At 61.1% G+C, this 13,330-nt stretch carries 11 protein-coding genes; 6 read left to right on the forward strand and 5 right to left on the reverse strand.

What is annotated here, in order from left to right:
- The first annotated feature begins 3 nt into the window (after nucleotides 1-3).
- From AC07SI_RS15155 to AC07SI_RS15170, 4 genes are all read left to right on the forward strand, one after another.
- On the forward strand, nucleotides 4-1,335 hold the full coding sequence (locus AC07SI_RS15155; RefSeq protein ID WP_065901669.1) for a deoxyguanosinetriphosphate triphosphohydrolase: 1,332 nt from the start codon (nucleotides 4-6) through the stop codon (nucleotides 1,333-1,335).
- Nucleotides 1,336-1,507: 172 nt separating this feature from the next.
- On the forward strand, nucleotides 1,508-1,909 hold the full coding sequence (locus AC07SI_RS15160; protein WP_065901671.1) for a response regulator: 402 nt from the start codon (nucleotides 1,508-1,510) through the stop codon (nucleotides 1,907-1,909).
- Between the two features lie 249 nt (nucleotides 1,910-2,158).
- A complete protein-coding gene (locus AC07SI_RS15165) occupies nucleotides 2,159-2,785 on the forward strand; it encodes a response regulator transcription factor (protein WP_065901673.1) in 627 nt (208 codons plus the stop codon).
- A gap of 8 nt (nucleotides 2,786-2,793) precedes the next feature.
- Entirely contained in the window at nucleotides 2,794-6,429 is a 3,636-nt protein-coding gene (locus AC07SI_RS15170) for a transporter substrate-binding domain-containing protein (protein WP_495005995.1), read from the forward strand.
- A gap of 26 nt (nucleotides 6,430-6,455) precedes the next feature.
- Here AC07SI_RS15170 and AC07SI_RS15175 read toward each other — a convergent pair whose 3' ends face one another.
- Nucleotides 6,456-6,938 (reverse strand): GAF domain-containing protein, encoded by a 483-nt coding sequence (locus tag AC07SI_RS15175; RefSeq protein WP_106804729.1) that lies wholly within the window; start codon nucleotides 6,936-6,938, stop codon nucleotides 6,456-6,458.
- Nucleotides 6,935-7,825: an ATP-binding protein gene (locus tag AC07SI_RS15180; protein ID WP_065901679.1), complete on the reverse strand. Its 891-nt coding sequence runs from the start codon at nucleotides 7,823-7,825 to the stop codon at nucleotides 6,935-6,937. The genes AC07SI_RS15175 and AC07SI_RS15180 overlap by 4 nt, the downstream gene beginning before the upstream one ends.
- Nucleotides 7,826-7,987: 162 nt before the next feature.
- On the opposite strand from AC07SI_RS15180, the gene AC07SI_RS15185 reads away from it, so the two are divergent.
- Nucleotides 7,988-10,297, forward strand: a complete 2,310-nt coding sequence (locus AC07SI_RS15185) for a hybrid sensor histidine kinase/response regulator (protein WP_065901680.1) — start codon at nucleotides 7,988-7,990, stop codon at nucleotides 10,295-10,297.
- Here AC07SI_RS15185 and AC07SI_RS15190 read toward each other — a convergent pair.
- The 3 genes from AC07SI_RS15190 to msrB all read right to left on the reverse strand — a co-directional run bounded on the left by AC07SI_RS15190 (nucleotide 10,251) and on the right by msrB (nucleotide 11,808).
- Nucleotides 10,251-10,742: a MarR family winged helix-turn-helix transcriptional regulator gene (locus tag AC07SI_RS15190; protein ID WP_065901682.1), complete on the reverse strand. Its 492-nt coding sequence runs from the start codon at nucleotides 10,740-10,742 to the stop codon at nucleotides 10,251-10,253. The two genes, AC07SI_RS15185 and AC07SI_RS15190, sit on opposite strands and share 47 nt — an antisense overlap.
- Entirely contained in the window at nucleotides 10,739-11,224 is a 486-nt protein-coding gene (locus AC07SI_RS15195; protein ID WP_065901684.1) for a glutathione peroxidase, read from the reverse strand. The genes AC07SI_RS15190 and AC07SI_RS15195 overlap by 4 nt, the downstream gene beginning before the upstream one ends.
- Nucleotides 11,225-11,415: 191 nt before the next feature.
- Entirely contained in the window at nucleotides 11,416-11,808 is a 393-nt protein-coding gene (gene msrB / locus AC07SI_RS15200) for a peptide-methionine (R)-S-oxide reductase MsrB (RefSeq protein WP_106804732.1), read from the reverse strand.
- Nucleotides 11,809-12,010: 202 nt separating this feature from the next.
- Between msrB and AC07SI_RS15205 the strand changes: the two genes are divergently transcribed.
- Nucleotides 12,011-13,222 carry a pyridoxal phosphate-dependent aminotransferase gene (locus tag AC07SI_RS15205; protein WP_016978462.1) on the forward strand — a complete coding sequence of 404 codons (1,212 nt, stop codon included), beginning with the start codon at nucleotides 12,011-12,013 and terminating at the stop codon, nucleotides 13,220-13,222.
- The last annotated feature ends 108 nt before the right edge of the window (nucleotides 13,223-13,330 follow it).

Below are 13,330 nucleotides of genomic sequence, written 5' to 3' on the forward strand. Positions count from 1 at the left end.
GCCTTGGATTGGCCCACCCTGCTTACCCGCGAACGTCTTGGAAAGCCCCTGCACAGCCCGGAAGAATTGGGCCGCAGCCCGTTTCACAAAGACCACGACCGAATTATTTTTTCCGGCGCGTTTCGCCGCCTCGGTCGCAAGACCCAGGTTCACCCGGTGTCCAGCAACGACCACATCCACACGCGCCTGACCCATTCCCTGGAAGTCAGCTGCGTGGGTCGCTCCCTCGGCATGCGCGTCGGTGAAACCCTGCGCAGCGCCCTGCCCGACTGGTGTGATCCGAGCGACCTGGGCATGGTCGTGCAATCGGCCTGCCTGGCCCATGACATCGGCAACCCGCCGTTCGGGCATTCCGGCGAAGACGCCATCCGCCACTGGTTCCAGCAAGCTGCCGGACGCGGCTGGCTGGATGACATGAGCACCGCCGAGCGCAATGACTTCCTTAATTTCGAGGGCAACGCCCAAGGCTTTCGCGTGCTCACCCAGCTTGAATACCACCAGTTCGATGGCGGTACGCGGCTGACCTACGCGACCCTGGGCACCTACCTCAAATACCCCTGGACCGCCCGCCACGCCGACTCCCTGGGTTACAAGAAGCACAAGTTCGGCTGCTACCAGAGCGAACTGCCGATCCTCGAACAGATCGCCCACAAGCTCGGCCTGCCGCAGCTCGAAGAACAGCGCTGGGCGCGTCACCCGCTGGTTTACCTGATGGAAGCGGCGGACGACATCTGCTACGCCTTGATCGACCTGGAAGACGGCCTGGAAATGGAGTTGCTGGAATACGCCGAGGTCGAGTCGCTGCTGCTCGACCTGGTGGGCGACGACCTGCCGCAGACCTATCGGCAACTGGGCTCCCAGGACTCGCGTCGGCGCAAGCTGGCGATTCTGCGCGGCAAGGCCATCGAGCATTTGACCAATGCCGCGGCGCGGGCCTTCGTCGAACAGCAGGACGCCCTGTTGGCCGGGACTTTGCCCGGCGACCTGGTCGAGCACATGCACGGCCCGGCCAAGCGCTGCGTACTGGATGCCAAGGACATGGCGCGCAAGAAAATCTTCCAGGACAAACGCAAGACCCTGCATGAGATTGGTGCCTACACCACTCTGGAGATCCTCCTGAACGCCTTTTGCGGCGCAGCCCTGGAGCAGCATGGCGGGCGGACCCCGTCCTTCAAGAACCGGCGCATTCTCGACCTGCTGGGCAACAACGCGCCGAACCCTGCGTGGCCGTTGCACGCTTCGTTCCTGCGCATGATCGACTTCATCGCCGGCATGACCGACAGCTATGCCACCGAAATGGCGCGGGAGATGACGGGACGCTCCAGCCCCCAATAACCCCGCCGATCACGCCGCCTGTTGCCTGAACAGAATCTGCCTACGACGGTAACAGAGCGGCCTGATCGAATTCGCACAACCACACGAGGAATAATCGCGCGCACTCCGGGCCAACCTGGCGAACCGTTCCTACGTGCCCCCCCATCGACGCTTGACTCACTGTGTGCCTTCTATGCCCAGTTACCCCTTACGCATCCTGGTGGTGGAGGACCATCCGTTCCAGCTGCTTGCCACCCAGTGCCTGCTCAAGAGTTTCGGTTTCGAGCAACTGACCCCGGCGGAAAACGCCGAACAGGCGATCCGCTTGATGACGCTGGCCGACAGCCCTTTCGATATCCTCCTCTGCGACCAGTGCCTGCCGGACCTTCCGGGGCTCGAATTGATCGAAATCGCCAGCCGCCGACGTTTTATCAGCGCCGCCATCCTGCTCAGCGGGCTACCGGAAGCTGAATTATCGACCCTGCACGAGCAAGCCCGGGAGCGTGGGCTGCCCTTACTCGGCTACTTATCAAAGCCGTTGAACAAAGATGAGTTTTCACGTTTGACCCACTCATTGCCCCGCTTAAACGTGTAGGACTTAAAACATATAAACCGTCGAAAAGCACACGTATAAGGGCCGTTAAATCCCCGGCACCACGATTCGGGCGGCGCGCCGCTGAATCGCTGACCACCCGACTCTCGAAGCCTTAGCGACCAGTAGGCTATTACCTTTTTTAATGTAGGAACTTTCCTGTTTTATATCTATGCCCCCTCGAGTTCATGCTCCCCCCTCAACTTCTGAGCTAATGTGCCCGCTTTATTTGCACTTGCATGGAATGTGATTATGAACACCGTTTTTATTATCGATGACCACCCGGTTATAAGGCTGGCCATCAGGATGTTGCTGGAACACGAAGGTTACGAAGTCGTCGGCGAAACGGACAACGGGTGCGACGCCATACAAATGGTCCGCGAATGCCTGCCGGACCTGATCATCCTGGACATCAGCATTCCGAAACTCGATGGGCTCGAGGTGCTGTGCCGATTCAACGCCATGAATACCTCGATGAAAACCCTGGTCCTGACCGCCCAATCCCCCACCCTGTTCGCTACACGCTGCATGCGCTCGGGCGCCGACGGATACGTGTGCAAAGAAGGCGACCTGAGCGAACTGCTGAGCGCCATTCGCGCCGTATTGTCCGGCTACAACTACTTTCCCAGCCAGGCCTTGAACTCCCACGGTGCAGACGGCGTGGATACCCAGGAGCTGGAACTGTTCAAGGCAGTCAATGACCGCGAGTTGATGGTATTGCAACTTTTTGCACAAGGCCGCACCAACAAGGAAATAGCCAAGGGTATGTTTCTGAGTAATAAAACTGTAAGCACTTATAAAAAGAGGCTGATGCAGAAACTTCAAGCCAAGTCCTTGGTAGAACTTATCGAGATGGCAAAACGAAACGCGCTAGTGTGAGAAAACGGATGCCCAGGTGTATAAAGGACTATCTGATTATATTGAGTGCCGGCTTGTGCTTCAGCGCCGCCGTGCCCGCAACCCCTCAAACTGGCCCGGAACATTTCAACCTGCTGAGCCGCGCGAGCTACGTACCACTGGAAAACCGCCTGAACAAAGCCCAACGCCAATGGCTACAGAACAAACGCGAGTTGGTGCTGGGCACCGCTTTCCCTGACTACCCGCCCTTCGATCTCACGTCCAGTGGGCGCGACTATGAAGGACTCACCGCCGACTACGCCGGCCTGCTCGCCAAGGCGCTGGCCCTGCCGGTCAAGGTCCTGCGCTATCCCTCCCGAGAGGCCGCGATCAGCGCCCTTGAAACCGGGGAGATCGACTTGCTGGGCTCCTCCAACAGCTTTGAGGCGGCAAACCCCCACCTGGCATTGTCAGAGCCGTACGCCGTCGACCGGCCGGTGCTGGTAACCCGCGAAGGCGAAACCCGTAGCCTCAGCGAGGGCCTGGCCGGAATGCGCCTGGCACTGGTCTACCACTACCTGCCCCTGGGTGAGGTGGAAAAGCTGTACCCCAAGGCGATCATCCGTGCCTACCCTTCGTATCAGAATGCGCTGAACGCGGTGGCCTTCGAGCAAGCCGACGTTTTTCTCGGCGATACCATCTCCACGCATTACATGATCAACAAGGGCTACCTGAAGAACGTGCGGATGGCGAACTTCGGCAAGCATGAAGCCTATGGGTTCAGCTTCGCGATGCCCCAGCACCAGCACACCCTGCTGAGCATCGTCGACGAAGTCTTGCGCGCTGTGCCCACCAGCGAACGTGAAACGATCGCCAAGCGCTGGAGCGCCGGCAGCGACATCCTGCTGACCGACCAGAAACTGCAACTGACCTTGCGCGAAGAACGCTGGCTGCGGGACAACCCGGTGGTCAAGGTGATCGTCAACGAAACCTTTGCACCGCTGACGTTTTTTGACTCCGACGGGAATTTTCGCGGCATCGCCGCCGACTTGCTGGAACTGGTTCGCCTGCGTACCGGCTTGCGCTTCGACGTCCAGCGCGAACGTGATGTGAACGTGATGATCAATCAGGTCGAGGCGGGCAAGGCCGATATCATCGGGGCGGTCATCCCCAGCGTCGAGCGCGAAGCCCAGTTGAACTTCAGTCGCCCCTACCTGGAAAACTCCTACGTCATGTTGACGCGCAAGGATGGCCAGGCCCCCAGCAGTCTTGAGGAAATGCAAGGCAAGCGGCTGGCGGTGACCCAGGGCAGCCCGTTGCAAACATTCCTGCGCGACAACTTTCCCAGGATCCAGCTGGTAGAAACCGGCGACACCTTCAAGTCGGCCGAATTGCTGGTGCAAGGCAACGTGGACGGCGCAGTGAATACCTTGGTGGTCGCCAATTACTTCCTGTCTTCGCCGATGTTCCAGGACAAGCTCCAAATCAGTTCCAGCATCGGCACCACCCCTGCCACTTTTGCGCTGGCGACAGCACGCAGCGCCACCGAACTCACCTCGATTCTCGACAAGGCCCTGCTGAGCATCGCCCCGGATGAGCTGGGGGTGATCAACAGTCGCTGGCGCGGCTACACCGCGGCCTCCGACAGTTACTGGCGCGACTACCATCAACTGATTGCCCGCATCATCATCGGCACCGGCCTGCTATTGCTGATTTCCCTGGGCTGGAACGCCTATATGCGCCGCCAGATCAAGCACCGCAGGATGGCGGAGCGCGCGCTCAATGATCAGTTCGAGTTCATGCGTGCGCTGGTCAACGAAACCCCGCACCCGATCTACGTCCGCGACCGCAAGGGCCTGCTGCAGACCTGCAACGACAGTTACCTGCAGGTGTTCGACGTCAAGCGCGAGGAGGTGATCGGCAAAAGCGCCCTGCAGATCAGCACGGCGATGGCGGCAGAGGCGGCGCAATACCATGCCGACTACAAGCGCGTGGTGTCCGAAGGCAACCCGCTGATCCTCGACCGCACCCTGCACATTCGCGAGAAAAAACTGACGATCTACCACTGGATCCTGCCGTACCGCGACTCCGTCGGCGAGGTCCAGGGCATCATCGGCGGCTGGATCGACATCAGCGAACGACGCCAGTTGTTCGACGAACTGCGCGCCGCCAAGGAGCGTGCCGACGAAGCCAACCGGGCCAAGAGCACCTTCCTCGCGACCATGAGCCACGAAATCCGCACGCCGATGAACGCCGTGATCGGCATGCTCGAGCTGACCCTCAAGCGAGCCGACCAGGGTCATCTCGATCGCCCGGCCATCGAAGTGGCGTACAACTCGGCCAAGGACCTGCTGGAGCTGATCGGCGATATCCTCGATATCGCCCGTATCGAATCCGGCCGCCTGAGCCTGGCGCCCGAACGCGTCAACCTGCGGGAAGTGATCGAGTCGGTGGTGCGCGTGTTTGATGGCCTCGCCCGGCAGAAAACCCTCAGCCTGTTGCTGGAGTTCAAGCCCGAGCTGGACGCCACCGAGGTCTTGATCGACCCGTTGCGCTTCAAGCAGGTGCTGTCCAACCTGGTCAGCAACGCGATCAAGTTCACCGAGCAAGGCCAGGTAAAGATCAAGGTCGAGGTGTTACCCACCCAACTGCCGCAGCAGATCGAAATGAAACTGGTGGTCGAAGACACCGGCATCGGCATCAGCCGTGACGATCAGATGCGCCTGTTCGAACCCTTTGCCCAGGCCGACAACTCCGGGCACCTGGCCAGGAGCGGCGCGGGCCTGGGGTTGGTGATCTGCCGCAGCCTGTGCGCGATGATGGGCGGCCAACTGAGCTTGAGCAGCGTGCCGATGGTCGGCACCCAGGTGTACGTCAACCTGAAGATGACGCGCCTGCAGCCGGTGCTGGCGGTGGACGAATTCAAGCCCGAGGCCCCCGCGACGGCGCCCGTGCTGAATGTCCTGGTGGTGGACGATCACCCGGCGAACCGGCTGTTGATGTGCCAGCAGCTCGGCTACCTGGGCCACCAGTTCACCGCCGCCCACAACGGCTCGGCCGGTTTCCAGGCCTGGCGCCAGGAGCACTTCGACCTGGTGATAGCCGACTGCAACATGCCCATCATGAATGGCTACGAGTTGAGCCGCTCGATCCGCGAGTACGAGCAGCGCGAGCAACTGACGCCCTGTGTCGTACTGGGCTTTACCGCCAACGCCCAACCCGAGGAGAAACAGCGCTGCGCCCAGGCAGGCATGAACGATTGCCTGTTCAAACCCATCAGCCTCACCGCGCTGGAGCGGCAACTGGCGCAGATCAGCCCGCGGTCGGCCGGCCTGATCCTGGACCTGGGTAATTTCGAGGCCTTGACCGGCGGCGATCCGCAGATGAGTCGACGCCTGCTGGAGGAGTTGCTGAGCAGCAGTCGTCGCGATCGCCAGGAGTTGCTCGCCTTGATAGCCGCCCAGGCTTCATCCCGGGACATCAGCGAACAGGCGCACAAGATCAAGGGCGCTGCCCGCATCGTTCAAGCCCGAACGCTGGCTTCGCAATGCGAAAGCCTCGAACAGGTGTGCGCGCAGGATGCTGACCGCCCCCTGATCGACACGCAGGTGAAAGCCCTGGAAAAACTGATGCTGGAGCTGGAACGGCTGCTGCAGGTGCAGTTGCAGGAGCTGGGGAGTCAATAAGGGGGCGGCATCCGCCCCCTCGTTGATCAGCAGTCGGTCAAGCGCAGGAAGATCGCCGCCAGCTGTTCGATACCCGCCTGGTCCTGCTCGGTAAAGCGTGCCAGGGACGGGCTGTCGAGGTCGAGGACGCCAATCAGCCTGTCGTCCTTGACCAGCGGCACCACCAACTCACTGTTGGAGGCGCTGTCACAGGCAATATGCCCGGGAAACGCGTGTACATCCTCGACGCGCTGGGTCTGGCGCGACGCCGCCGCCGCCCCGCACACACCACGACCGAACGGAATACGCACACACGCGATCTGCCCCTGGAACGGCCCCAGCACCAGCTCTTCATTGCGGTTGAGGTAAAAGCCGGCCCAGTTCAAGTCGTCCAGCTGGTTAAACAGAAACGCCGAAAACTGCGCACTGTTGGCGATGAAATCGCGCTCATCGGCCAGCAGCGATTCCAGCTGCGCACACAGCATCGCGTAGCCGTCGAGGCCGGTGCCGGCGTGTTGTAGATCGATCATGGCTGACGCTCCAGCAGTTTGAGGCCTACCCAGTAACGGGCAAATTGGTACGCGCAACGGCCATTGCGGTTGCCGCGCCCGGTCGCCCAGCGAACGGCGAGGATGTCGAGCGCCTCATCGCGCTGCCACTGCAAACCGGCTTTGTTCGCCAGCTCGCCGATCCAGTGCTCGACCACGTCCAGGAAATGCTCTTGCGTGAACGGGTAGAACGACAGCCACAGGCCAAAACGGTCGGACAAGGCAATCTTGTCTTCCACCGCCTCGCTCGGATGCAGCTCACCGTCCACGCGTTTCCAGTTGTCGTTGTCACTCTGGTTTTCCGGTACCAGGTGGCGACGGTTGGACGTGGCGTACAGCAGCACGTTTTCCGGAGCCTGTTCCAGCGAACCATCCAGCACACTCTTGAGTACGCGATAATCGCCCTCGCCGGCCTCGAACGACAGGTCGTCGCAGAACAGGATAAAGCGCTGCGGCAGCTTGACCAGTTGCTCGACCACCCGTGGCAGGTCGGCCAGGTGATCGCGCTCGATTTCGATCAGGCGCAGGCCGGCCTTGGCATGCTGGGCCAGCAAGGCACGCACCATCGACGATTTGCCGGTGCCGCGTGAACCCCACAGCAGCGCGTGGTTGGCTGGCAGGCCGTCGATGAATTGCTGGGTGTTGCGGGCCAGTTGTTCGCGTTGCTTGTCCACGCCGATCAGGTCGGACAGGCGCATGTCCAGGCTAACCTCCAGCGGCAACAGGAAGCCGGTGCGACCTTCACGCTGCCAACGGGCGGCAAGGCACTGGTTCCAGTCGATGGCTTGGCGTGGCGCGGGCAACAAGGGTTCAAGGCGGGCGAGTACTGCGTCGGCCCGCTCAAGAAAAGCATTCAGTCGAGAATCCACGATTATTCCTCTGGCAAGTTCTTGCAAAAGATGGCGTATTGGCAACCCTGCGGCGGATCGCACGAGGCCGCGTAAAAAACGATTCATGCCGGCAAGCCAGAGCCTGTGGATGTTCAGCTATGCTTGCCGGGCGAAGGGAAACGTGAAGTGGTTCAACACTCGATGGATATCAAGTTCGCCCACCGCTTGTCTTATAAACAAGCCAGATTGACTGTGCTGGTCGGTTTCGTCTTGGGAACCTTGCTCAGCCTGATCCAAATCGGCATTGATTATGCCAGCGAAGACGCATCCATCAACCGTGAAATACGCTCGCTGATCGAAATCAGCCATAATCCTACGTCGCGTATTGCCTATAACATTGACGCCGAATTGGCCCAGGAATTGACCCTGGGCCTGCTGCACTCCCCCGCGATCATTCACGCGCAGTTGATCGACAACAACGGCGTGGTACTGGCCGATGTCGAGCGGCCGCGCATGGAAAGCCCCTACCGCCCCATCAGCGATTTCCTGTTTGGCGCCAACCGTCAGTTCGAAGACCGGCTGTACCTGAGCCATATGCCCAACGAATCCCTCGGCGTGCTGCGCCTGGACGTGGACACCTACGCCTTCGGCAGCCGTTTCCTGCACCGTGCCGAGATCACCCTGCTCAACGGGTTTGCCCGTAGCCTGCTGCTGACCGGCATTCTCCTGGCCCTCTTCTACGTGATGCTGACCCAGCCACTGGTACGCGTCATTCGCGAGCTGAGCAACCGCCGGCACGCCCGCCTGGACTGCCCAGCCGGGCATGAACACGACGAGATCGGTGTGCTGGTCAGCGTGGCCAACCAGCAATTTGAAAACATGGAGACGGAGATCCAGCAACGCCGGCATGCCGAAGACCGACTGACCGAATACTTGGGGCAACTGGAAAACATCGTCTCCGCGCGCACCCTTGAACTCAAGGCGAGCAACCAGCGCCTGAGCCAGTCCAACGAAGAATTGGAAGCGGCGAAGATGACCGCCCTGGGCATGGCCCAGGCCCGCGCGGCGTTTCTGGCGAACATGAGCCATGAAATCCGCACCCCGCTCAATGGGCTGCTGGGGATGATCGCGCTGTCACTGGACAGCTCGCTGAACGCCGAGCAGCGCCAGCAACTGTCGATCGCCCATGACTCGGGCAAGGTGCTGGTGGAGTTGCTCAACGATATCCTCGACCTGTCCAAGTTCGACGCCGGCCAGTTGGAGCTGGAGGTGATCCCGTTCGACCTGGGCTCGCTGGTCGAAGACACCGCCAACCTGCTGTCGCAGAACGCCGCGCCGAGCGTCGAGCTGACCTGCCTGATCGACCCGCAGTTTCCCGCCCAGGTGCTGGGCGACCCGACGCGCGTGCGGCAGATCGTCAGCAATTTGCTGTCGAATGCGTTGAAGTTCACCCGTTTCGGTCGTGTGGATGTGCGCCTCAGCGCCCTGAATGGCCGGGTGCGCATCGAAGTGTGTGATACCGGTATCGGCATTGCGCAGGAAGCCCAGGTGAAAATCTTCCAGCCCTTCACCCAAGCCGGCGCGGGCATCACCCGCCAGTTTGGCGGCACGGGGCTGGGCCTGGCGTTGACGCACAACCTGTGCGAAGCCATGAAAGGCCGTCTGAGCATCAGTTCGGAGGTCGGCTTTGGTAGCCAGTTCTGCGCCGAGCTGCCCCTGCCCCTGCATTTGCCCGCCGTGCAACAGGCGCCGCTGGCGGGTGAGGTCATCGCCATAACCAGCGCCGGCAGTGGCCTGACGGAACTGCTCAGCACCTTGCTGCCGCATTGGGGGCTGACACCCCGCTGCTACTCGCAGGACGAGGATTTGAGTGGCCTGGCCCCGGACCTGCTGATCACCGATTGTCCGGAATGCCTGTTCCGCCTGCGGCCTGCCATTACCGCGCCGATCCTGCTGGTGACCGCTTATGGCAACTTCATGCCCAGCGAAGAAGTGGCGGCGCTGGCGCCCTTGCAGCAACAGGCGCGCCCCTTGAGCCGCAATGCGTTGTACCAGATCCTGCAGCGCAATTTACGCAGCGACCCGCAACTGATCCTCGACCCCCTCCAATTGGAGGCCGCGCCCCTGGCACACCGGGCGCGCATCCTGCTGGTGGAGGACAATCCGGTCAACCAATTGGTCGCCAAGGGCATGTTGAGCAAGCTGGGGTGCGAAGTGGTCGTGGCCGCCCATGGTGGCGAAGCGCTCAAGTTCCTCGAGGACCAACGCTTTGACCTGGTGCTGATGGACTGCAACATGCCGGTGATGGATGGCTATGAGGCCAGCCGGCAGATCCGCCAAAGCGGACGCTGGCCGGACCTGCCGATTGTCGCGCTGACCGCCAACGCCCTCTCCGAAGAGCGCGAGCGTTGCCGGGCAGCGGGCATGAATGACTACCTGGCCAAGCCGTTTCGCCGCGAAGAACTCAAGGGCCTGCTGGACCTGTGGGTGCCGACGACGACAAGTCTCTGATCTGCCCAAGCAACTGGTCCAGGCCGTGGCGCAAGGCGTCGGCCTGGTTCAGGTCGATGCCGCTGTCACATAACAATCGGGTCTTGAGGCCATGGGCCTGGTCGCGCAGGTGCACACCGGCATCACTGAGACTGAGGTGCACTTCGCGCTCGTCCCTGGCGCTGCGCTGGCGCCTGACCCACTTGAGCTGCTCAAGGCGCTTGAGCAGCGGCGTCAGCGTGCCCGAGTCGAGCATCAGGCGCTCACCCAAGGCCTTGACCGTCGGTTGCGCCGGAGCCACTTCGTGCCACTCCCACAGCACCAGCATTACCACATATTGCGGGTAGGTCAGGCCAAGCTGATCCAGCATCGGCTTATAAGCGCGGGTCACGGCCCGGGAGGCGGCATACAGCTTGAAACACAACTGATCGTCCAGGGCCAGGGACACGGTAGGCAGGTCGGTCATTTGAGCAGGGCTTCAATCTCTTGGGTGAGGTCCTGCGGCTTGGTCGTCGGGGCAAAGCGCTTGACCACTTGGCCGTCGCGGCCAATCAGGAACTTGGTGAAGTTCCACTTGATCCCCTTGGACCCCAGCAGGCCCGGCGCCTGTTTTTTCAGTTGCACGAACAGAGGATGGGCCTCAGTACCGTTCACGTCGATTTTCTTGAACAGTGGGAAACTGACGCCATAGTTCAGCTCGCAGAATTCGGAAATCGCGCCTTCGTTGCCCGGCTCCTGCTTGCCGAACTGGTTGCAGGGAAAGCCCAGTACCACCAGGCCCTGGTCCTTGTACTGCTGCCAGAGCTGCTCCAGGCCCTTGTACTGCGGGGTGAAGCCACACTTGCTGGCGGTGTTGACCACCAGGATGGCCTTGCCGGCGAAATCGGCCAAGGTCTTTTGCTCACCCTTGATGGTGGTGCACGGGATGCTCAGCAGGTTGTCGCTCATGGCAGTGTCTCGATAGGGAGAAAAGAAGGTAAACATAGTAGGCAATTAAATTGCATGCAATTTAATTGGCGGCATTGATACCCCACTATCACCTTTTTCCTGCAGGCGCCCGGCTTGTGGCGATAGCGATCCCAAGGATGCCATCGCCGGCAAGCCGTGCGCCTACAGGGGTTTACGTTGGCCTATATCGCTCAGCGCGGGACCAGGTCCAGGCACACCGAGTTGATGCAGTAACGCAAGTGGGTCGGCGGCGGGCCGTCCGGGAACACGTGGCCCAGGTGCGCATCGCACTTGGCGCAGGTGACTTCCGTGCGGATCATGCCGTGGCTGACATCGCGAATCTCGACCATCGCGCTCTCGGCGATCGGCGCGTAGAAGCTCGGCCAGCCGCAGCCGGAATCGAACTTGGTGGTGGAATCGAACAGGGGTTCGTTGCAGCAGATACAGTGGTACACGCCATCTGTCTTGGTTTCGTTGTACTTGCCGCTGAAAGGACGCTCGGTGCCCTTGAGACGGCAAACCTGGTACTGCGCGGGATCGAGCATGTCCCGCCACTCTTCAAGGGTTTTCTGCAACTTATCCATCGGTACACCTCGGCAACTGAAAAAGCCTGATCTGTGTCTTTTCCATGGATCAGGCGGCACGTATGATTGCGCCTCTTCAAAACGCCAGTCTGGCACCCGCGCAACCGGCATTCAAACGTATTTATGGGTGCGGGCCCCGCAGGATTCGCAGTACGGTAGTGTCCACACCGTCTGGATCGTTCATTTTCAGGATCACATCGCCATGCAGGTCAGCAAATCGAACAAGCTCGCCAACGTCTGCTACGACATTCGCGGCCCAGTGCTCAAGCACGCCAAACGCCTGGAAGAGGAAGGCCATCGCATCCTCAAGCTGAACATTGGCAACCCGGCGCCATTTGGTTTCGAAGCGCCGGACGAAATCCTCCAGGACGTGATCCGCAACCTGCCCACCGCCCAGGGCTACAGCGACTCCAAGGGCTTGTTCAGCGCGCGCAAGGCGGTGATGCAGTACTACCAGCAGAAGCAGGTCGAAGGCGTCGGTATTGAAGACATCTACCTGGGCAATGGCGTGTCCGAGCTGATCGTGATGTCCATGCAGGCGCTGCTCAACAACGGTGATGAAGTGCTGGTGCCGGCACCCGACTACCCGCTGTGGACGGCAGCGGTGACCCTGGCCGGCGGCCACCCGGTGCATTACCTGTGCGATGAAGGCGCCGACTGGTTCCCGGACCTGGCCGACATCAAGGCCAAGATCACCCCCAACACCAAGGCCCTGGTGATCATCAACCCGAACAACCCCACCGGCGCCGTGTACTCCAAGGAAGTGCTGCTGGGCATGCTCGAGTTGGCGCGCCAGCACAACCTGGTGGTGTTCTCCGACGAGATCTACGACAAGATCCTCTACGATGACGCCGTCCATGTGTGCACCGCGTCGCTGGCACCTGACCTGCTGTGCCTGACCTTCAACGGCCTGTCCAAGTCGTATCGCGTGGCGGGCTTCCGTTCTGGCTGGATCGCCATTTCCGGGCCCAAGCACAACGCCCAGAGCTATATCGAAGGCATCGACATGCTGGCCAACATGCGCCTGTGCGCCAACGTGCCGAGCCAGCACGCCATCCAGACCGCCCTCGGCGGCTACCAGAGCATCAACGACCTGGTACTGCCCCAGGGCCGCCTGCTGGAACAGCGCAACCGCACCTGGGAACTGCTCAACGCGATCCCGGGCGTGAGCTGCGTGAAGCCCATGGGGGCGCTGTACGCTTTCCCACGCATCGACCCGAAGGTCTGCCCGATCCTCAACGACGAGAAGTTCGTGCTCGACCTGCTGCTGTCGGAAAAGCTGCTGGTGGTGCAAGGCACGGCGTTCAACTGGCCGTGGCCGGATCACTTCCGTGTGGTGACCCTGCCGCGTGTGGATGACCTGGACATGGCCATTGGTCGCATCGGCAACTTCCTCAAGTCCTATCGCCAGTAGGGTAGATGTCGCCGTACGACCGACATGCGGTCGTACGGCGAGTATCTGGCAACACTTCTCCACCCGCGCCCTAAGCCTTGGCACCTGTGGCGCCCGTTCTCGCACTTG

This window comes from Pseudomonas sp. GW821-FHT05D12 (assembly GCF_059419825.1).

What these genes read in the sequence shown, in the direction of transcription:
- AC07SI_RS15160 (WP_065901671.1), top strand. Translation starts at nt 1,508, where the DNA reads ATGCCCAGTTACCCCTTACGCATCCTGGTGGTGGAGGACCATCCGTTC.
- AC07SI_RS15165 (WP_065901673.1), top strand. Translation starts at nt 2,159, where the DNA reads ATGAACACCGTTTTTATTATCGATGACCACCCGGTTATAAGGCTGGCC.
- AC07SI_RS15170 (WP_495005995.1), top strand. Translation starts at nt 2,794, where the DNA reads ATGCCCAGGTGTATAAAGGACTATCTGATTATATTGAGTGCCGGCTTG.
- AC07SI_RS15175 (WP_106804729.1), bottom strand. Translation starts at nt 6,938, where the DNA reads ATGATCGATCTACAACACGCCGGCACCGGCCTCGACGGCTACGCGATG.
- AC07SI_RS15185 (WP_065901680.1), top strand. Translation starts at nt 7,988, where the DNA reads ATGGATATCAAGTTCGCCCACCGCTTGTCTTATAAACAAGCCAGATTG.
- AC07SI_RS15190 (WP_065901682.1), bottom strand. Translation starts at nt 10,742, where the DNA reads ATGACCGACCTGCCTACCGTGTCCCTGGCCCTGGACGATCAGTTGTGT.
- AC07SI_RS15195 (WP_065901684.1), bottom strand. Translation starts at nt 11,224, where the DNA reads ATGAGCGACAACCTGCTGAGCATCCCGTGCACCACCATCAAGGGTGAG.
- msrB (WP_106804732.1), bottom strand. Translation starts at nt 11,808, where the DNA reads ATGGATAAGTTGCAGAAAACCCTTGAAGAGTGGCGGGACATGCTCGAT.
- AC07SI_RS15205 (WP_016978462.1), top strand. Translation starts at nt 12,011, where the DNA reads ATGCAGGTCAGCAAATCGAACAAGCTCGCCAACGTCTGCTACGACATT.